Source organism: Trichormus variabilis 0441, from assembly GCF_009856605.1.
GTDB classification, from domain to species: Bacteria; Cyanobacteriota; Cyanobacteriia; order Cyanobacteriales; family Nostocaceae; genus Trichormus; species Trichormus variabilis.
Window position 1 is genome coordinate 762819 of the sequence record NZ_CP047242.1, and the last position, 19777, is coordinate 782595.

At 41.4% G+C, this 19777-nt stretch carries 17 protein-coding genes and 1 pseudogene; 7 read left to right on the forward strand and 11 right to left on the reverse strand.

The window, feature by feature from the left end; all coding sequences use genetic code 11:
* Nucleotides 1–269: 269 nt before the first annotated feature.
* The 4 genes from GSQ19_RS03110 to GSQ19_RS03125 all read right to left on the reverse strand — a co-directional run bounded on the left by GSQ19_RS03110 (nt 270) and on the right by GSQ19_RS03125 (nt 4006).
* A complete protein-coding gene (locus GSQ19_RS03110) occupies nt 270–746 on the reverse strand; it encodes a HybD peptidase (RefSeq protein ID WP_011321328.1) in 477 nt (158 codons plus the stop codon).
* Between the two features lie 162 nt (nt 747–908).
* Nucleotides 909–1943 carry a 4-hydroxyphenylpyruvate dioxygenase gene (gene hppD / locus GSQ19_RS03115; protein WP_011321329.1) on the reverse strand — a complete coding sequence of 345 codons (1035 nt, stop codon included), beginning with the start codon at nt 1941–1943 and terminating at the stop codon, nt 909–911.
* 115 nt (nt 1944–2058) lie between these two features.
* The gene (locus GSQ19_RS03120) at nt 2059–2763 is read right to left on the reverse strand and encodes an SDR family oxidoreductase (protein ID WP_011321330.1); all 705 of its coding nucleotides are present in this window, start codon (nt 2761–2763) and stop codon (nt 2059–2061) included.
* Between the two features lie 628 nt (nt 2764–3391).
* Nucleotides 3392–4006, reverse strand: a complete 615-nt coding sequence (locus GSQ19_RS03125; protein WP_041456469.1) for a class I SAM-dependent methyltransferase — start codon at nt 4004–4006, stop codon at nt 3392–3394.
* A 524-nt stretch (nt 4007–4530) separates the two neighbouring features.
* Between GSQ19_RS03125 and GSQ19_RS03130 the strand changes: the two genes are divergently transcribed.
* Together GSQ19_RS03130 and GSQ19_RS03135 are read left to right on the forward strand one after the other, a co-directional pair.
* Entirely contained in the window at nt 4531–4818 is a 288-nt protein-coding gene (locus GSQ19_RS03130; protein ID WP_011321332.1) for a Mo-dependent nitrogenase C-terminal domain-containing protein, read from the forward strand.
* A gap of 297 nt (nt 4819–5115) precedes the next feature.
* A pseudogene (locus GSQ19_RS03135) lies at nt 5116–5496 on the forward strand (response regulator transcription factor); the annotation flags it as partial.
* A 185-nt stretch (nt 5497–5681) separates the two neighbouring features.
* On the opposite strand, the gene shc reads toward GSQ19_RS03135, so the two are convergent.
* Nucleotides 5682–7595 carry a squalene--hopene cyclase gene (shc, locus tag GSQ19_RS03140; RefSeq protein WP_011321334.1) on the reverse strand — a complete coding sequence of 638 codons (1914 nt, stop codon included), beginning with the start codon at nt 7593–7595 and terminating at the stop codon, nt 5682–5684.
* A gap of 161 nt (nt 7596–7756) precedes the next feature.
* Between shc and GSQ19_RS03145 the strand changes: the two genes are divergently transcribed.
* A complete protein-coding gene (locus GSQ19_RS03145; RefSeq protein WP_011321335.1) occupies nt 7757–8956 on the forward strand; it encodes a glycosyltransferase in 1200 nt (399 codons plus the stop codon).
* A 126-nt stretch (nt 8957–9082) separates the two neighbouring features.
* Here GSQ19_RS03145 and GSQ19_RS03150 read toward each other — a convergent pair whose 3' ends face one another.
* Complete coding sequence (locus GSQ19_RS03150; RefSeq protein WP_011321336.1) at nt 9083–10411, reverse strand: serpin family protein; 1329 nt, start codon at nt 10409–10411, stop codon at nt 9083–9085.
* Between the two features lie 410 nt (nt 10412–10821).
* Complete coding sequence (locus GSQ19_RS03155) at nt 10822–12411, reverse strand: S8 family serine peptidase (RefSeq protein WP_011321337.1); 1590 nt, start codon at nt 12409–12411, stop codon at nt 10822–10824.
* 187 nt (nt 12412–12598) lie between these two features.
* On the opposite strand from GSQ19_RS03155, the gene rpe reads away from it, so the two are divergent.
* Nucleotides 12599–13306 carry a ribulose-phosphate 3-epimerase gene (rpe, locus tag GSQ19_RS03160; RefSeq protein ID WP_011321338.1) on the forward strand — a complete coding sequence of 236 codons (708 nt, stop codon included), beginning with the start codon at nt 12599–12601 and terminating at the stop codon, nt 13304–13306.
* 82 nt (nt 13307–13388) lie between these two features.
* On the opposite strand, the gene GSQ19_RS03165 is transcribed toward rpe, so the two are convergent.
* The 4 genes from GSQ19_RS03165 to GSQ19_RS03180 form a co-directional block, all read right to left on the reverse strand.
* Nucleotides 13389–13910: a hypothetical protein gene (locus tag GSQ19_RS03165; protein WP_011321339.1), complete on the reverse strand. Its 522-nt coding sequence runs from the start codon at nt 13908–13910 to the stop codon at nt 13389–13391.
* A 34-nt stretch (nt 13911–13944) separates the two neighbouring features.
* Nucleotides 13945–14385 (reverse strand): hypothetical protein, encoded by a 441-nt coding sequence (locus GSQ19_RS03170; protein WP_011321340.1) that lies wholly within the window; start codon nt 14383–14385, stop codon nt 13945–13947.
* A gap of 222 nt (nt 14386–14607) precedes the next feature.
* A complete protein-coding gene (locus GSQ19_RS03175) occupies nt 14608–14790 on the reverse strand; it encodes a CsbD family protein (protein ID WP_011321341.1) in 183 nt (60 codons plus the stop codon).
* A 236-nt stretch (nt 14791–15026) separates the two neighbouring features.
* On the reverse strand, nt 15027–15509 hold the full coding sequence (locus GSQ19_RS03180) for a hypothetical protein (RefSeq protein WP_011321342.1): 483 nt from the start codon (nt 15507–15509) through the stop codon (nt 15027–15029).
* A gap of 322 nt (nt 15510–15831) precedes the next feature.
* On the opposite strand from GSQ19_RS03180, the gene uvrB reads away from it, so the two are divergent.
* The 3 genes from uvrB (at nt 15832) to GSQ19_RS03190 (ending at nt 19744) form a co-directional block, all read left to right on the forward strand.
* Entirely contained in the window at nt 15832–17829 is a 1998-nt protein-coding gene (gene uvrB, locus GSQ19_RS03185) for an excinuclease ABC subunit UvrB (RefSeq protein ID WP_011321343.1), read from the forward strand.
* 104 nt (nt 17830–17933) lie between these two features.
* Entirely contained in the window at nt 17934–18419 is a 486-nt protein-coding gene (locus tag GSQ19_RS30435; RefSeq protein ID WP_011321344.1) for a serine/threonine protein kinase, read from the forward strand.
* Nucleotides 18413–19744, forward strand: coding sequence for a WD40 repeat domain-containing serine/threonine-protein kinase (locus GSQ19_RS03190; protein ID WP_011321345.1), 1332 nt, complete (start codon nt 18413–18415; stop codon nt 19742–19744). Before GSQ19_RS30435 ends, GSQ19_RS03190 begins: the two co-directional genes overlap by 7 nt.
* The last annotated feature ends 33 nt before the right edge of the window (nt 19745–19777 follow it).

Genomic DNA, 19777 nt, shown 5'->3' on the forward strand with positions numbered 1-19777 from the left:
AATATTTTGTTTTACTTAGGGGCTTCCAGATAAAAAATATCCATAATGTAGTGTGCGTCAGTGAGATAGAACCTAACTATACTCAACTATTATTCATACTGACGCATCCTACCAAACTATCAATTTCGGATAATTTATTTTTTGGTGTTCCCTTATCTTGTGCTTGTTTCCTAAAGTTTAGCAATAGTTTCCAGCCCATAAATCTGGATAAAATTTGAATTTTTAAATTATGAATTATCAATCACGAATCGTAAATTAGAAATTATCAATTATGCTACAGCCCCAATTTCAAACCATAAATTTTTCACTTTGTCAAGTATTTGAATGATTTTCACTAAAGCGATCGCCTTCCCAGTTTCCGCAGTGGGTGAAAAGCGATCGCCTATTTCAAAGTTAACGCCTGGAATCGTTACCCACCAAGCTGTTGGACAATTACCATAAAGGGCTTGTGTCAAGGCTAAAAGCGATCGCGGATCACCTGTATGGACGTTACTATCGATATCATCGGCCGCTAAGAGTGGCTGTACTTTGACATCAAAGCCATCTACTGGCAAACAAGCATCGATAAAAATAGCCATGTTAACATTGGCTAATGAATCCGCTAAATCAGTTGTAAGTTGATGAACTGCAAGGGATTCAACAGATGGTAAATGCCAGGAATCTACCTCATTAGCGATCCATTTTCCAATACCGTCATCACTACGCAGATCATTGCCATATCCAATCACCATTACAGTTTTTTTCATGATTTTTGGCTCTTATACAAATTCATCTCAGTCATGGGTTTGTTTCATGGGAATTATTCTACAAAACTCCAGATTCGACTAGGTTTGAGAGTAAGAGAAAAATTTGAGGATGTCGTGAGGAAACGAAAATTTATAGAAAATAAGGGAGTGGGGCGGAAATTATTATTGAAGAGTTCCCCGCTTCATTTGTTCGCTTTCGATGGCTTCAAATAAGGCGCGGAAGTTACCTTCACCGAAGCCTTGTGCTTGGGAACGACGTTCAATAAATTCTAAGAAAAAAGTTGGTTCTGCAAATATGGGTTGGCTGAAAATTTGCAATAATACCCCATTTTGATTATCTTTTCGCCAGTCTACCAGAATTTCTTGTTGAGCGATCGCCTCTAATTCTGTAGATGAGAGAGGGATTTCTAGACGCTGTTTGAGTTGTGTGTAATAAGTTTGCGGAACTGAAAGCAATGGTAAACCACCGTTACGAAATTGGGCGATCGCATCGACAATATTTTGTGTTTGCAAGGCAATATGTTGAATACCTGCTCCTCGGTTAAAGTTGAGAAATTCTTGTATTTGGGAATTGCTGGATGCTGGCTCGTTAATTGGCAATTGTACACTACCATCACGGGAAACCATGACTTGGCTGTGCAGCGCCGAGCGATCGGTTTGGATTTTAAAAGCTTGTCGGGGTTGCAAATCGAGAATTTTCTCATACCAAGCTACAGCCGCTTCTAACTCACCTATGGCGACGTTTAAGACTATATGGTCTATAGCGGTAATAAAATTAGGTGATGCAATTATTTGGCTATCTGGACTTAATTTTTCGATTAACGTATGAGTTAAGCCACCCCAAGCCGCAATTTTGCCACACTTGCGGGAGATATTACCAATGCGACGTTCCCCTATGGATTGTAGGATTGTAGCACCGTGAGCCTCGGCATGAGCGATCGCTGTTTCTACATCTTTTACCGCAAAAGCCACATCTGCCACACCAGGAGGATGTTGACGCAGAAATTCCGCTACGGGACTAGTAGGCAATAATGGAGAAGATAGCAAAAAGCAGACATCTCCACTTTTCACTACCTCTGTACAGGTGTGTAGAGAACTGATATTACTAGTTACTGCGGTAAAGCCCAAATATTTGAGGAACCAATCCCGCCACACCTTGGCATCTTCGACATAGAAATGAACATGATCAATTTTCATAAATCTTGAAAATCCAGCACCACAGCTTATCTAACTGTAAATTTTGTCTTTTTAGCCAGATTTTCGCTTCCTGCCTAAGCAAGAATTATATAAACACATAAGAGCTACTTTAATTCTAGAAAAACAAGTGGCTATCAGGCTGAATGTTAATTTCTAGCGGTACAGCTTGTGGTTCAGCCGAGAGAGCAAAGAAAATAGCATTAGCGGCAGTCTCAGTACTCAGCATTTTTTTCCTGTCTACCTTCAGACTGACATTATCCCAGAATGGGGAGTCTACGCCACCAAAATAAAATAAGGTAAATTTAATCCCAAAACGCTTCAGTTCTTCCGCCAAGCATTTGCTAAAACCCACAACACCAAACTTAGAGGCAGAATAAGCAGCAGCCATCGGCATTGAGTGCTTACCTAAAATTCCCACGACATTGCAAATATGTCCAGACTTGCGTTTCTGCATCTCTTCGGCTGCTGCTTGAGTTGTGTAGAAGCTACCTTTGAGGTTGACATCTAACATTTTGTCTAAATCGGCTGGTTCCACGCTGTTGTACGGCTTGAGAATACCAACACCAGCTGCGTTTACTAATACATCTATTTGACCAAACTCCGCCACTGTTTTTTGGATTAAATTCTCCACCTGTGACGCGTCAGTAATGTCTGTAGGAATAGTTAAGACTTCCCCCGGTAAATCATTCGCCAACGCCGCCAAACGACTGCTATCTCTGGCTGCTAGCACTAATTTCGCCCCAACAGAAGCTAGTTTATCAGCCAAGGCTGAACCAATACCGCCACTCGCACCCACAATTACCACAACTTTATTCTGCATTATTTTATTTACATTTCTTCACATATTACATAATACTCAATTACGGGCGGAAAAAGGGTGTAGAGACGAAGCAAAAGCGATCGCTCATACATGGATGAGTAGCCAGATAGTTTGTATCTTTTTTATCTTCGGTCAATAATAATGAATGTCATTCCTAGAATGAGCAACATTACTTAAGAATTAAAGAAGCGATCGCTCAAATAACTATGACTATCTTGCCAGATATTTCCATCAATTTTATCCAGATAAATAGCAGGCTAGAGCATAAAATGAACATTGGGAAAAAGTAAAGTTTATTTGCAAGTAATTCCCAACGTTTATAGCGGGTGCTAATCTAATAATTGAAGCTACAGATAAAGCTTCCCTGGCAGATGTAACAGCTAGTGTGTAAAACAAGATAAAGAGGTAAAAAACGCTGTTTAATTTAAGGTCTGTCTCGTTTAAAACCGACAACACCCAACACGAAAGTTGATATTTCCTCATATATCCTAAAATGGGGGCGCTGTAATCTATTACTATTGCTTGAATGTAATGGTAAATGGTGATTATATCCCTGAATAAAATAAGCAAGGAGAGGAAATTCTAACAACTAGTAGATGTTTGGGTGTTGTTGCGTTATCAGTAAAAATCAGCTTGGTTTAGCAAAAATAGTCAGCAAAACCGGCCCTAATAAATAATGATGATTCACACACAATAGCCCCGCCGATGAGCCGAGAACTTCACGTTGGTGGGGGCTATAGAATCTAATTCCCTGAGAAGATATTGGCAATATTTCTGGTAATTTTTCCCTTGTGGTGGTAAAGTCCACCAAATAAAAACGTCCACCAGGAGAAAGCACCCGCGACACTTCTTGTAGCACCTGTTCCGGTTCACGATAATGCAAGAAACTGATGGTGTTGAACACAGCATCAAATTGACCATCACCGAAAGGAAGAGATTCCGCTTTCCCTTCCAGAAAAATTAACCGGGGATGATGGCGATTACTCAGTCTTGCTTGGCGTAACATATTAGAAGATAAATCTAAGCCTGTACCTCGCAGTTTTGGAAATTTATTCGCAAGGCGTTCTAATAAGCGCCCAGTTCCACAACCTAAATCAAGTATGTTGGCTGGCTGTGGTAAATCGACAAATTCCAGCAACCGCTTGTGAATGGCTTGGTAAAAAATTGAGGGAAATAGCCAGTCATAACTATTAGCCCAACGGTCAAAAATAAACTTTTTGTTCTTTAAGAAATCATTAGTCATCATTTTCTTGTGGAGTATTGATGCTTAATACCGTTTCTTGATGTAGCTTGCCTGGCGTAGCCATAGATGCACTTTATTCTGTACTGTAGAGACATTGTATGCAACGTCTCTACATCATTTATTAGGCGCAACTTTATTGAGAATTGGTATAAGCTGGGCTTAAAGAATTTTGCGCTACATTTAACAATATAGCAATCCAATTTAATGATTGAAGATATTAGTAATATCTGTAGGATGGGTGTTGTCAATCACATCAAGTTTTTGGTAAGCAATTTCTACTCTAAGTATAGTTATAAAATCGCATATTCATCCTATGTCTAGACTAGTATTTAGCAACACAGTTATGGGAAGTATGGTGATTAATCTTCCGTAATCCTAGTATTGGTAGGTGTAGTTAAGAATGTTCTCAGATATAGGAGTTAACTCTACTGAGAATTAAAAAGCGAATAACTACTGCATAAAAACAGGTACTCCAACCGTATGTACTTATAGAGGTTAAAAATCAACAACAGAGGTGAATTATGATGACAAGCTTACTGCAAACTTACTCTCACAAAGACTTACTACATCCTATCCGCATATGGTTAGGAAGAGTTGAAATTCATAACTCTAAACTAGCTCGTCTGTTATGCAAAGTCATCCCTGCTCAATGTCCGTTTGAAAGAGACGTGAACCTATTTGGCCGTATATTGTTTCATATTCCGCCAATGTGTAAGTTAAATCCTTTATATGAGGAAGTTGTGGGTTTACGTTTCAAAGCCTTGTGTTACCTAGCTGATGAGTGTGGAGAAGATATCACAGTTTATTGCTAGGGAAAAGAAGCTAAGATTGAGGGATGAAAGGCTAAAGATAAGATTTTTTACTCATCACAAAAGACACTACTCAACGCCCTACTACCCCTAATAGTATTTATTACTGTGCAAACTTACGGTTGTTACTTAAGCAAAAGTATAATAAGCTAGCCTAGAACTAATTAGATGTCCATATTATTGGCGTTATAACTGGCTATTACAGCGTATTATCAATAACAAGACTATATGCGATCGCCTAAACGCTTACAGTATTGGTATCTCACAATTGTTACCTTACCTTTTTACTTTTGCTCGATCATGACGCACATCTTACTGGTTGAAGATGAAGTCAAACTAGCACGATTTCTGGAATTGGAACTAAACTATCAAGGGTATCAGGTTAGTGTCGCCTACGATGGATTAACTGCAATGATTGCAGCAGGGCAATTGCAGCTAGATTTGATAATTTTAGATTGGAAAATTCCTGGTTTGTCGGCGTGGGAAATTTGCCACCGCTTGAGGAATAGTGCCAAAAATATACCGATAATATTGTTAACGGTTAAAGATGAAGTCACTGCTCGCATTGCTGGTTTAGATGCTAGTGCTGCCGATTATGTGGTCAAACCCTTTAATATTGAGGAATTATTAGCTAAAGTCTGCTCTCATTTACGCAAAACGCAACAAGCAGATGCAGCTGATAAATAGTGAGAGAAGAGAGCAGGGGGAGCATGGGTGGCAGAGGGAGCAGAGGGAGAGAACCCCTGCGTAAACACAGAGACTTCAAAAAGGACGTATTGTTTCTTCCTTCTTAAGAAGGAGGCTTCTAACCACTCACGGAGGGCATTCTCCCCCAGCTACCCCAGCCCTCCTTTCCGGTGAGGCAGTTAAAGAGGGTTAATTGCTTGATAACGACCAAGGGCAATTAAAGGAAAGTACTGTTGATAGTAGTGATACTTCAAATAAAAGTGACAGGGGAAACCTGTTCCGGTAAAGTATGCCTCAAACCAACTACCGTCTGGTTGTTGAGTGGATACCAGATGATTAATTCCCCGTTCAATGACATCATGAGCAAAATTACCAGTAGCTTCGCCAGCTGCTATCAACCCAATTAACGCCCAGGCTGTTTGGGATGGTGTACTGTCACCTTGACCTTTCAGGCTGGGGTCGTTGTAGCTAAAGCAAGTTTCACCCCAGCCGCCATCGGGGTTTTGACAACCCACTAACCAAGTCGCCCCCTGTTGAATATGGCGTTGATATTTTTGCGGATTGATTAAAGCCAAGGCACAGAGAACGCCGCTAGTTCCATAAATGTAATTTACGCCCCAACGCCCAAACCAACAGCCTTCTGCTTCCTGTTCATTTAATAGATAAGTCAGCGCCCGTTCCAAGTCGTGGGAATCGATAGATAAATTACAAGCACCCAACATTTCGATTACCCTGGCGGTAACATCTGCTGTGTTGGGGTCAATCATGGCTTTTAAGTCGCCATAGGGTACGGCATTGAGCCAATCTTGGTCATTATCAATATCAAAAGCTGCCCAACCGCCTGGTTTGCACTGCATTGATGCTACCCATTGGAGAGCGCGATCGCACGCCTTCTGTTTTAATTGTTCATGAGGGAGTTTAGCGGCGTGGAGTGCCATAACGACAACAGCCGTATCATCCACATCTGGATAAAAGCGATTATCAAACTCAAAAGCCCAAGCCCCTGGCTGACCTTGGCGATTTTTGACGTTCCAATCACCATAGTCAAAAATTTGCTTTTGTAATAGCCATTCTCCCGCCTTGACTATAGCCGGATGGTCTGGTGCCATACCAGAGTCAATCAACGCCCGGATAACCCAAGCTGTATCCCACACAGGTGACACACAAGGCTGGACTCGATAACAATCTGCTGTTTCGATGGCAAAGTTATCAATGGCTTGTAAACCTCGTTCTACAATTGGGTCGTTTGTGGCATAACCCAGAACACGCAAAGCCAGCATCGAATTTAACATGGCGGGAATAATTCCCCCCCAATCGCCTGTAGCCTCTTGGCGTTCTATAATCCACTTTTCGGCGGCTTTAATACCTTCTTCTCGAAAGGGAATAAAATTGAAACTTTCCGCCAGCTTGAAGCCTTCATCTAAAGTGAGAAATAAATCAGTCCAGTCGCCACTACGGGGTAATTCATAGCGGACATTCTCTACACCTTCCGCGTATAACTCATCTAGAGTAATGGCTGGGTTGACTTGATAAACAGGTTTTTGGTCAAAGACAATCAACAGTGGGACAGTGCTGGAACGTGCCCAACTGGACATCTCGTAAATATTCACAGGGAACTGATTGGGTAACAGCATCACCCAAGCTGGGAGGGAAGGAAGACCACGCCAGTTGTAACAGCCGATGAGTGCGAGGTGAAACTTGGTAAAAATGCGGGTTTTGCTGATACCACCACGCTGGAGAATAAAATCTCGCGCCTGAATCATGGCGGGGTCGGTTGCAGGTACACCAAGCAACTTCAGCGCCATGTACGCCTCAACCGATGTACTGAGTTCGCCCCCATCCCCATAAAATAGTTCCCAACCACCATGTTGCTTTTGCTGCGATCGCAGGTAAGCTTCTATTTTATGTAGAGGTCGAGTTTTATCTGTTCCCCAAATTTTGTGGAGTAAAACAACCTCAGCCGTGATGGTGACATTCGATTCCAACTCCGCCCACCAGTAACCAGTCGGATTTTGTAGTGATAGCAGATATTTTTGACTAGCTGCGATCGCCTCTGCAATAGAATTGACTTGTACCCTGTCTTGTGTTCGCATCAAATACTACAAAAAATTTTTACCACACTCAGCAAATATTGTATTGTGTTTCAGTCCTTAAATTCAGCCAGGAGTTAGAAACCATAAAGAAAATGGACAGTCCCAGGAGTAAGGTATTTTGAATTTTGAATTTTGAATTTTGAATTGGAGCGCAGCGACAGATGGGTGCATTCTTTCTAGGGTTAATATTGTTATCTTTAGTTATTTGGTTGGGATTATTGGTTTTTTGGGGGCAGTTTTGGCGGTTAGACCAGAGATTAGAAGGTGAGGAGATTCCGTTAGTATCTTTACCGAAAATTTGTGCGGTTATCCCTGCACGTAACGAAGCTGAGTTAATACCGATGAGCTTGCGATCGCTCCTTCTTCAAGATTATCCTGGAGACTTCCACATCTTTTTAGTTGATGACCAAAGTACAGATGGTACAGCCGCTTTTGCTGAAGGGGTAGCCCATGCTGTAGACAAGGCCCAACAATTACACATTGTTTCTGGCGAATCCTTACCCCCTGGTTGGTCTGGTAAACTCTGGGCAGTTGAACAAGGCATTCAAAAAGCCAAGACATTTGCACCAGATTATTTTTTCCTCACGGATGCAGACATTGAACATGATGTCAGCAACCTGCGGCGATTAGTCGCCAAAGCCCTACAGGAAGATTTAGACCTAGCATCTGTAATGGTAAAACTCAGGTGTGAAAGCTTTTGGGAAAAATTTTTAATTCCCGCCTTTGTCTTTTTCTTTCAACAACTCTACCCCTTTCGCTGGGTAAATAACCCCAAAAACAAAATGGCTGCGGCGGCTGGTGGGTCTATTTTAATTCGTCGAGAAGCCCTAGAACAAATTGGTGGTATTCAAGTCATTCGCCAAGCCTTAATTGATGATTGCACCCTCGCACAAATCGTCAAATCTGGGGGACAAGGAAGAAAAGGAGACAAATTAAACAATGCTACTTCCAGAAAAATCTGGCTAGGACTGAGTTCATCAACTCGCAGTCTACGACCATATGAATCTTTGCAAACAATTTGGGATATGGTGGCGCGGACTGCATACACTCAGTTAAATTATTCCCCCTGGTTACTGTTGGGAACTGTTGTAGGGATGACGTTAATTTATTTGCTCCCACCTGTAGCTACTATTATCGGTGTATTGATAGCAGATTGGGCGATCGCATTTTCAGGTTTAGTTGTATGGTTGTTGATGTCCTTGGCTTATTTCCCCACGATTCGTTTTTATAAACTTTCTCCGTTATTAGCTTTTAGTTTACCAGCGATCGCCTTTCTCTATACCCTCATGACCATTGACTCTGCATTCCGTCATTGGCAAGGGCGCGGTGGTGCGTGGAAAGGTAGAGTATACCCAGGCTAGTACCGCAAGGCGGAATTCAAAATTCAAAATTCAAAATACCCTACGGGAAGCCAAAGCTACAAAATTCAAAATGAATACAGCATAAGGGTTTTGTTGACTGGAGTGGTTAGTTTATTGCGAATTGGTTCACGTTGGTTCTACAACCGCACCCATAAACAAGATATTTTTGCTTTGATTATCACGAATTGCATAGAAAAAGGGACGGTCAACAATCATTTTAAATGGTTGTTGTGGCTCTCTCAAAGATGTCGCTACCATGCCTACAGAAGTTGCTGCACTAGCTTCTGTACCTTCTTCATTCACATCAATCACAGTTTTATGTCTAACTTGGCTAATAGTTAAATTGTCGCCGATGCCAGAAAAGTTGGCTTTATCACTAAAGGCTTCTGCCATGCCTAAAGATTTCAGGGCATCATTCAGGGTGATATCATAGTTTGTTTGAAAGCGCGGTAAACGAATAGAGCCTTCACGGTTCCTAAACTGAGGCATCCATGTTTCCCAATTCTCTGCATTTAAGTTTTGATAAAAGGCTTTGAGATTAGAGTTTTTCGTGGGCAAAAAGATATACAAACTCACCTTACCATCTTGACCATAAGGTAAACTGACAGACTGAAATTGTGGTGTTTCATAATATCTATATTCACCCGTTTGTGACATCATTGGGTGTTGTTTCTGCTGACCCGATGCAGTGTAAAAGGTCTGTGGTGTTGTTTGAGACTTATCAAAAGCACTACTCCATTTACCGTTAAAATATATGGCGTTGATGAGAAATAGCGCCTGATTTGGTTCAATATTATCGACAATTTTGTCAATTTTACCTTTAGTATTTTCCTTCACCCAGGAATTGATTGTATTTACAGCCGCGACATTTTTAAAATCTAAATTTGTCACCCTAGCTTGATAGAAATCGCGGGTAGTTTGCAGAAAATCGGGACGCAAACTCACATCTTGATTAGCCCACAGGGAGTTAGCTATAGTCAGTTGGACATTTTCACCAGGATTTTGTAGCAGCTTGTTTAATGAAGCGTAAGCAGAGTTAAGTTCTGGTAGACTGATACCCTGTAACTCTAAGGTTTTAGCCATTGCTTTTTGCGTAGAGCCGCTAGCGCCATTGTAGGTCATAGCTAGGGCGATCGCTACACTCGTCGGCGATACAGAAATATTCTTGGCGTTACCATCTTCTTTTGCAATTTCCGAAAATAGCTTAAAGCCAAACTTATTATTAGCATCGACAATTTTAGTATCAGGCACTACTGTTTTTTTTTGCAATGAAGATTCTGCTGGAGATACCCCAGTCTGGGCCAGCGCACTTGTGTCAGGATTAACTTGAGAACAACCTAGTACACTGAATAGAACCACGCTAGCTGCTGCTAGAACATAACGTCTTCCCAGACTAACAGCGTAACGTCTTTGTAAAAAACTGTCTTTCACACCACTGAACTTCTGCCGATTCATGTTACTACCTCGTGTGCCAAAGTTTTTAGCTATCTACCAAACTTGACGTTAATGCCGTATTGCTTATTTACTATTGCATTAACACAACTGAAACACTCGACGGTTACAGTTTTAGTAACAATGAATTTGGCAAGAAAGGTAAATATATCTATTGCAAAAAATCCCTCAATGTGGCACCGCCTATTGACTTTGCAGACTTTAATTTTGGTAGTTTATCTTAAGGCTGAATATTTGTATTTTAGACTACTAAATATAGGCTCAATTCCCAACTTTTAAACTAATTAGGACTGATGCAACCAGTTTGTCTGTTGAGACTGGGTGTAAGGTTGTAAGGGTTTTAAACATTGATACCTCTACCCATACACCCTTCTCCAAACCCTTGATCTTTCGTTGTCATGCGTAAGTCCTAATTAATTAGACACTGTCCACCAAGCTAAGGCATAGGGTTGAGTGGCTTCATTAAGTTGTTTCTGGAACTGGACACGGATTTTGTAGTTTCCATTAGCAGGAACAGGGCAGAAAATATGTTCTACACTATCAACTTCACTAATAGAAGCACAAACAACAGCAGAATCTGTATCGTTGGTATCCGCTTTTACTAAATAAAGATCCAGATTATTTAGCTGGCGATCGCGGAAATTTTCACCTACATCAAATTGCTGATTTTTATTAGTATCATTTAATTCTACCAAACGGTTCCAACTAAGAGTAATAGCAACAAAACTATCTTTCTTGAGTGGCCTTGTTAACCCATACTCAACAGACTTCCCTACATCTACTTGTCGATAATCCCAGCCAATACCTGGAACTGGTGCTGTTGGTTGCCATTGACCAGCGCTAAATTGCTGATAAGCACGAAACGCATTTAAATGACCCGTTCCCATTTGGGCATCCAAGGGAATTTTCGGGTCTTGATAGGCATCAGAAGACAACCAATCTTGGCTTTGTTTATCAATAAGTGTGCGAGTCATGCCCAAGCGTAAACCATCACCACTATCTTGAATCTTTTCGGCTGAATTGAGTAGTACTGCTTTCATCACTTGCTGACGACGGCTATCAATGCTCCAATTTGGTTTTTTGGTGCGTAACTGTCTATCACCAAACTCTTGTAGCAAAGCCACGGTAGCGGTGAGATGCGGCGCAGCAAAACTTGTACCTGTAACTTTGTTCAACTTGCCATCAGGATTGAGCAAGTTAATATTACTACCAGGCGCTACTATACTCACAGCGCGACGACCATCTATATTAAATTCCTTACCAGCCAAGCGACCGCTAACACCTTGGTTAACACCTGCTAGGTTAGAAACGTCAACTTTATTAAAAATTCCCCCTCTCCGGGATGAAAAAGCCACGTTGATTCCGTTAAAATTATCTGTAGGGATAGGAATACCACCTTTACCCTGATTGCCTGCGATCGCATACACGACATCATGAACACGACTCGACCAGTCAACACACAAGGTAAGTAAAGCATTCCCATCTAAAACAGCCTCTGGTCGAGGGTCACGGTTAAGAGGTTCACCAAAGCTAAAGTTAATAGCGCGGACATCACCACCATTTTGTAATGCTATGTGCTGGGCCGATAAACACTCTTCCGGTTGACCCATATTTTTAGTAGAACCTACCGCCGATGAATATAATCTCGCGGCTGGTGCAACCCCAGGTAAACCTTTGTCCCTACTGACCATCACACCAGCCACATTATAAGCATGGGGGTCAACACCATTATTAGATTTAGCTGGGCCATTGCGTAAAAAAACAGCCGCCAGCGAAACGGCACGATTTTTAGACACAGCCTTATCCCAACCAAACATCCCCGGACGACCAATTTCCACCTGACCGATAGCAATCTTTCTACCAAGCAAATTATAAGGAGGTTGGTGTAACTTCAAAGCATCAATACCGTTAGTTCCCAAAGAACTTTGTAAAGCCGCAGCCAACACAGGCACACTTAAACAAGAAGCACTTAATCCGCAAATTATCCAAGTTAGTTTTTTCATTGTTATTAGTCAGTGGTCAGTTGTCATTGGTCAATAGTCAATAGTAATTCTTCCCCTACTCCCCAGTCCCCAATCCCCAATCCCCAGTCCCCAATCCCCAGTCCCCAATTTCTAAAAATCCTCAATATTTTGTTACAGTATTTTGTTACAATGCTTACAGACGAGGACGCTTAAAAACCCACCAGCCATGACCCAAAACCGATCTGAAAAACCCATAGTAATCTCTCCATCTATCCTATCAGCCGACTTTAGCCGTCTAGGTGATGAAATTCGTGCTGTAGATGCAGCTGGAGCTGATTGGATTCATGTTGATGTAATGGACGGTCGTTTTGTACCTAATATTACGATAGGTCCTCTGGTAGTGGAGGCAATTCGTCCAGTTACAAAGAAACCTCTGGATGTCCACTTGATGATTGTGGAACCAGAAAAGTATGTAGAAGATTTTGCTAAAGCAGGGGCTGATATCATTTCTGTTCATTGTGAACATAATGCTTCGCCACATCTGCACCGCACCCTGGGACAAATCAAAGAATTAGGTAAACAGGCAGGTGTCGTACTCAATCCTGGTACACCTTTAGAACTCATTGAATATGTTCTAGAACTGTGCGACCTCATACTAATTATGAGCGTTAACCCCGGCTTTGGTGGTCAAAGCTTCATTCCTGGCGTAGTACCCAAAATCCGCAAGTTGCGTCAAATGTGTGATGAACGCGGTTTAGACCCCTGGATTGAAGTAGATGGCGGACTAAAAGCTAATAATACTTGGCAAGTTTTAGAAGCAGGCGCGAATGCAATTGTGGCTGGTTCTGCTGTATTTAACGCTAAGGATTATGCAGAAGCGATTACCAATATTCGCAACAGCAAGCGTCCGACACCAGAATTAGCTAAGGTTTAATTTAGTTTCTCATCGTTAACAAAAAAAGGCGATCGCTTGTGCGATCGCCTTTTTTTTATGATGGAAATTTATAACTCAAAATCTATTTGCGGCTACCCAACCACTTAGCGGCGGCGATACCAATTAGCCCTGCAACTACCGGATTGCTGAGGAATTTCATAATTCCTGGTTGTTCTGCGAGGACTTCGCGGAAAATGTCGGGGTGGTTGTGATAGGCGAAGGATGCAAGTTTGCTGACATCATCAGCATTCATACGGCTGGCGTGGTGAGTGCTAAGTCCTAGTTGTTGTTCTAGGTGCTTATCATCTAATCCCCTTTGCTTGAAGTGTTTGAAAAAGGCGCGGGCGACATCATCCCGTTCGTTGGGCTTGATTTGGGCGATCGCTTTTTGTAATTCTGGTTCCATTTGGCTGGAAGGGATCTGATCTGGCTGAAAAGATCGACCAAACAATTGACGACGCTGATCTGTGGTTGTCCGTTGAGCGAAATCGTCAAAGGTTTCGTATTCAGTCGCAGGATCACCCGTTGGGCTATCTAAAGATTCGACATTACCTTCACCCAAATCTCTTAGGACTTGCCGTCTATATTCTTCGCTACTTGTCACTTTTCTCTTCTCCTTATTAATGCCAATTCAGCGATTAGGTATACTGAATTTGGTTAGTCTGAACGTCGTACTTAGCCGTCAAAATCAACTTTTTATCAGGCCCATACACGAGAACAGTTAAATCTTGATTGGGAAAGTTTTTGCGGAAACCTTGGGTTAAAGATTTGACTAGAGGTCGCACTTCATTAGGACGTACTTGACGCGAAATCACAACTCCTAGCTTGTTGTTATCACGCACATACGCATCTTGAATTAATCCTTGAGAAGTCTGTACAACCCAGTTACCAAAAGTTTGTCCAGATGGCGAGTTTCCCCTCTCTAATTGGGAATAAGCTGTACCACTACCAATCGCTGATGGGGTGCTTGTCCGGTCAAGCTGAGCTACGTTTCCGCCACCGCAAGCAGTCATAAGCATCAACATAAAAACTAAGACAACAGTAGTCAAGATTTTCCTGCTCTGCTGAACCCAAGTCATTTTTTATCCCTCCCATTTACATACGATTTATAACAAGCTATTTATTAAGGTTATTGATGTGATATTTATCAAATAATTAGCTCAGAGAAACTTTTTGAAAAATGTAGAGATATGACGAATCAAATCTCTACAACAGCCTTATAGATTAGCCTCCATCTCCCAAACTAAACCTTTCACCAATAGGTAATAAAAAGACTATTGTCTTTTGTCAAATCACCAGCTTTAGTCTATCTTTTTCTTTACGTTGTCCTTGACATCTTCAACAGCATGACGGACTTCACTTTCGGCTTGTTTAGCTTTGCCTTCAGCTTTATCTTTAGGGTCACCAGTTACATTACCTAAAGCTTCTTGAGCTTTACCTTCAATATTTTTAGCAGTGGCTTTTGCTTTATCTTCTAAGCTCATTTTCCTCTCCTTAGTTTTATAGATTTTAGTTGCAAAGTTATTAGTAAACTTTGAATTGTTTGTTATCACATTTACAAAGTAGCTTAAAACTTTTGCCATAGCCTTCTGTCACAAGACATATTCATCTACTATGCAAAAAGAGTGAAAAAACGAAAGCAAAACAAAAGATCCCCGACTTTTTAGAAAAATCGGGGATCTAATTTATCACCTATAAATTAATAGAATTATTTTCTGGACTAATCTATAAAACCCATCAGACTATCAGAATCATCAATAGTATTTGATGCAACCGGACGATCGCCCATCGACGAGTAGGTGCTAGACAGAACCAAGGAACTGGAAGCAATTGGACGAATTCCAGATAGGTTAATACTGTCTACGATATTGAATGTATGGGCTGTAATTGGACGAAGTCCCATTATATCAATTGTTTCAACTACTTCCAAAGTACTAGTACTAATTGGACGTAAACCAGCAATTGAGATTGTTCCAGCTATCTCCCAGTTACTACCGGTAATGGAATGCGCTCCAGCAACAGCAAGTTTTCCGTGAATCTGTTCTTGCTCTGATGCTTCCACTGACAGTTCAGCATTTGGCTCGACTTGCTCTTTATTCAAGCTCTGACCCTGATTATTTTCTACTTCCACTGTTGTTTCTCCTTTGAGCTTGGCGCGTTTTTGCCGAGGACTGACCGTTTTGCCGGTACTGCTAATGGTCATAATTAAACACCTCTGGGTTTTAACTTAACTTTACAATACTTAAGGAAAAATCAAATTATTTCCTATATAAGTGAGTTTACCCTTAAAGCATCTTGCATATATATAAGTATCTTCAAAAGTGACATATAAGTAAACTTAAATTCTGAAAATTTGTAAAAGAAAATTGCTAATTGAAAAGGTGGGGGAGCAGAGGTAAGAACAATTACTATGGACTGTTGACTGCTGACTGTTGACTGTTAGCTGTTGAATAGGAACTCAGTACTTAGCACTAGCCTTATTAATTTATCGCTAACATGAGATAGGGTATCTTTAGTACAGATGTATGACAGAATTTGGTCTGCAAGCTCCCTTTAGTCCGACAGGCGATCAACCAAGCGCGATCGCCCAGTTAGTTGCTAGCATCGAAGGTGGCAACCGTTACCAAACCTTATTAGGTGCTACGGGAACAGGTAAAACATTTTCCATCGCCGCAGTGATTGAGAAAATTGGGAGACCAACGCTAGTTCTGGCGCATAACAAAACTTTGGCGGCGCAGCTTTGTAATGAATTGCGCGAGTTCTTTCCCAACAACGCTGTTGAGTATTTTGTCAGTTATTACGATTACTATCAACCAGAAGCCTATATTCCCGTTACCGATACCTATATTGAAAAAACGGCGGCGATTAATGATGAGATTGATATGTTACGACATTCAGCTACGCGATCGCTATTTGAGCGTCGTGATGTGATTGTTGTGGCTTCTATTAGTTGTATTTACGGCTTGGGTATTCCCGCCGAATACCTTAAAGCTGCTATTCCTCTGCAAATTGGGATGGAAGTAAATCAGCGTGAGATTTTGCGGGATTTAGCCTCTGTACAATACAGCCGCAACGATGTGGAAATGGGGAGGGGACGTTTCCGTGTCCGGGGTGATGTATTAGAAATTGGCCCCGCTTACGAAGACAGAATCATTCGGGTAGAATTTTTCGGCGATGAAATTGACGCAATTCGCTACATTGACCCCGTGACAGGGGAAATTATCAACAGTTTACAAGCAGTAAATATCTATCCTGCACGTCACTTTGTTACACCAGAGGAACGTTTAGAGGTAGCTTGCGAAGATATCGCCTACGAATTAAAACAGCGCAAAGCAGAATTAGAAGAAGCTGGCAAATTGGTAGAAGCACAACGCATCGACCAACGCACCCGCTACGATTTAGAAATGCTGCGGGAAGTGGGTTATTGCAACGGTGTAGAAAACTATTCTCGCCATTTAGCAGGAAGACAAGCAGGAGAACCACCAGAAAGTTTAATTGATTATTTCCCTAAAGATTGGCTGTTAGTAATTGACGAATCTCACGTTACAGTTCCGCAAATTCGCGGAATGTATAACGGTGACCAAGCTAGGAAGAAAGTTTTAATTGAACATGGATTTAGGCTTCCTAGTGCTGCCGATAACCGTCCTTTAAAAGCAGAAGAATTTTGGCAAAAAGTTAACCAGTGCATTTTTGTTTCTGCTACCCCAGGAAATTGGGAATTAGAAATATCAGAAAATCGCATAGTTGAGCAAGTAATCCGCCCCACAGGTGTAATTGATCCAGAAATTTCCGTGCGTCCCACAGAAGGACAAATTGATGATTTATTAGGAGAAATTAAAGATAGAATCGACCTTCATGAAAGGGTATTGATTACCACTTTAACTAAGCGGATGGCGGAAGATTTAACAGAATATCTGCAAGAACACGGCGTAAAAGTGCGGTATTTACATTCAGAAATCAATTCTATTCAGCGTATTGAAATATTGCAGGATTTACGCCAAGGTAGCTTTGATGTGTTGGTGGGTGTGAACCTACTACGGGAAGGTTTAGATTTACCAGAAGTTTCCCTAGTAGCGATTATGGATGCTGATAAAGAAGGTTTCTTACGCGCGGAACGTTCTTTAATTCAAACCATTGGCAGAGCAGCAAGACACATCAGAGGACAAGCAATTTTATATGCTGATAATATGACAGATAGCATGATTAAAGCTGTTGAAGAAACTGACAGACGGCGCAATATTCAAGTTGCATATAATAAGCTGCATGGAATTACACCACAACCGATTGTCAAAAAATCTAGTAATGCGATTTTGTCTTTCTTGGAAGTGTCTCGACGGTTGAATGCAACAGACTTAAAAGTTGTTGAAGAACATATTGATGAATTGCCATTAGAGGAGATTCCCAATTTGATTGACAAATTAGAAGCACAGATGAAAGAAGCATCGAAAAAACTGGAATTTGAAGAAGCGGCAAAATTGCGCGATCGCATCAAGCAATTGCGAGATAAATTAGTAGGCAGATAATTTGTAACTCAAGTATCTGTAGGGTGGGTAATGCCCACCATAACCCAAGTGCCAAGATTGTGAGTGTGCCAAAATAAATATCAGTAAAACTACGGTTTTGAGCAATGGTGTGGAATCCAGGGCGGCATTTATTTGGCAGCCGCTACATAATCGAGAGAAAATTGGGTGAAGGTGGCATTGGTATTACCTACCTGGCTAAAAATCCACAAGGCAAACTGCGGGTAATTAAAACCCTGCGTGAAGAAATACTCAATCATCCAACTTGGATACCCCATCAAAGTAGACTTAAGCAAGACTTTAAAGAAGAAGCATTACGCTTGGCTTTATGTCGCCATCCCCACATTGTAGAAGTAGAGAATGTTTTTGATGATGGTGACTTACCCTGCATGGCGATGGAATACATCGAAGGGGAAGATTTAGGTAAGCGGATAACTGAAAAGGGAGCATTACCAGAAGCAGAAGCACTGCAATATATTCGGCAAATTGGCGATGCTCTGATGCTGGTTCACGACAAAGGCTTGCTGCATCGGGATTTAAAGCCGAGTAACATTATGATGCGTGCAGGTAAGCCAGGCCAGAAGCAGTGCTGATTGATTTTGGACTGGCTAGACAATTTATTTCTGGTACAGTGCAACAACATACACAAAGCTTTACCCCTGGTTATGCGCCACCGGAACAGTATGCACCCATAGAAGAACGGGGAGAATATATTGATGTTTACGCCTTAGCTGCCACATTATATTCTTTGCTGACTGGGCAATTGCCAATGCCAGCACCAGCTAGACTGCAAAATTTTACCCTACAACCACCAAAGGATTTGAATCCCAGTGTGAGCGACAGGGTGAATGAGGCAATTATGAAAGGGATGGCGTTAAATTACAAATTCCGTCCCCAGTCGGTGCAGGAGTGGTTGGATTTGTTGGGTGCGGGGATAGTAGTACCAACACAACCTGTAATATCTTCATCTAATACATATTTATCTGCGAAAATATCACCAACACAACCTATAACATCCGTATCCCAGATATCCTCATCGTGGGAATGTATCCATGTCATCCCTGCTGTGTCTGGAAAAATAGCTTTTAGTCCCAAGGAAAATATATTAGCGAGCGTGTCTAGTGGTGGTTGGGACAGCAATATCAAACTATGGGAAGCCCTAACAGGTAGAGAGATTTACAGCTTAACAGGACATTCTTGGTCAGTTTACGCGATCACCTTCAGTAATGATGGACAAATCCTCGCTAGTGGGGGTGGAGACGGAAATATTAAACTATGGGAAGTTGTTTCAGGACAAGAAATTCGCACATTGACTGGTCATTCTTGGGCGATTTATGCAGTTACTTTCAGTAGTAATAGAGTAGTTCTAGCTAGTGGTAGCGGAGACAAAACTATCAAACTTTGGGATTTGGCAACAGGTCAAGAAATAAGTACCCTGACTGGTCATGCCGAATCAATTAATTCCCTAGCATTTAGCAATAATGAGTTAACCTTGGCTAGTGGTAGTGTAGACAAAACTATCAAACTCTGGGATTTGGAGACGGGCAAAGAAATTTATACACTAACTGGTCATTCTGGAACAGTTAACTCTATTTGTTTGAGTAATGATGGACAAATATTAGCTAGTGGTAGTGTAGACAAAACTATCAAACTCTGGGATTTGGAGACGGGCAAAGAAATTTGCACCCTTATAGGTCATTTAGAATCGATTGAATCTGTAACTATCAGCAGCGATGGGCAAATACTGGCTAGTGCTAGTGTGGATAAAACTGTGAAAATTTGGGAAATGGCAACAGGTAAAGAAGTTTTCACACTTAGTCATTCTAGCAGTGTTAATTCTATCGCCTTTAGCCCTGATGGGAATTTACTTGCTGCTGGAGATTCTGGCGGAAATATCAAAATATGGCGACGCAGCTAGTCTGGCAATAACAGCGTCAAAATAGTATTAGAA

Excerpts from the sequence above, each read along its gene's own strand:
- GSQ19_RS03110 (WP_011321328.1), bottom strand. The coding sequence starts at position 746 with ATGAAAAAAACTGTAATGGTGATTGGATATGGCAATGATCTGCGTAGT.
- hppD (WP_011321329.1), bottom strand. The coding sequence starts at position 1,943 with ATGAAAATTGATCATGTTCATTTCTATGTCGAAGATGCCAAGGTGTGG.
- GSQ19_RS03120 (WP_011321330.1), bottom strand. The coding sequence starts at position 2,763 with ATGCAGAATAAAGTTGTGGTAATTGTGGGTGCGAGTGGCGGTATTGGT.
- GSQ19_RS03125 (WP_041456469.1), bottom strand. The coding sequence starts at position 4,006 with ATGACTAATGATTTCTTAAAGAACAAAAAGTTTATTTTTGACCGTTGG.
- GSQ19_RS03130 (WP_011321332.1), top strand. The coding sequence starts at position 4,531 with ATGACAAGCTTACTGCAAACTTACTCTCACAAAGACTTACTACATCCT.
- shc (WP_011321334.1), bottom strand. The coding sequence starts at position 7,595 with ATGCGAACACAAGACAGGGTACAAGTCAATTCTATTGCAGAGGCGATC.
- GSQ19_RS03145 (WP_011321335.1), top strand. The coding sequence starts at position 7,757 with ATGGGTGCATTCTTTCTAGGGTTAATATTGTTATCTTTAGTTATTTGG.
- GSQ19_RS03150 (WP_011321336.1), bottom strand. The coding sequence starts at position 10,411 with ATGAATCGGCAGAAGTTCAGTGGTGTGAAAGACAGTTTTTTACAAAGA.
- GSQ19_RS03155 (WP_011321337.1), bottom strand. The coding sequence starts at position 12,411 with ATGAAAAAACTAACTTGGATAATTTGCGGATTAAGTGCTTCTTGTTTA.
- rpe (WP_011321338.1), top strand. The coding sequence starts at position 12,599 with ATGACCCAAAACCGATCTGAAAAACCCATAGTAATCTCTCCATCTATC.
- GSQ19_RS03170 (WP_011321340.1), bottom strand. The coding sequence starts at position 14,385 with ATGACTTGGGTTCAGCAGAGCAGGAAAATCTTGACTACTGTTGTCTTA.
- GSQ19_RS03175 (WP_011321341.1), bottom strand. The coding sequence starts at position 14,790 with ATGAGCTTAGAAGATAAAGCAAAAGCCACTGCTAAAAATATTGAAGGT.
- GSQ19_RS03180 (WP_011321342.1), bottom strand. The coding sequence starts at position 15,509 with ATGACCATTAGCAGTACCGGCAAAACGGTCAGTCCTCGGCAAAAACGC.
- uvrB (WP_011321343.1), top strand. The coding sequence starts at position 15,832 with ATGACAGAATTTGGTCTGCAAGCTCCCTTTAGTCCGACAGGCGATCAA.
- GSQ19_RS30435 (WP_011321344.1), top strand. The coding sequence starts at position 17,934 with ATGGTGTGGAATCCAGGGCGGCATTTATTTGGCAGCCGCTACATAATC.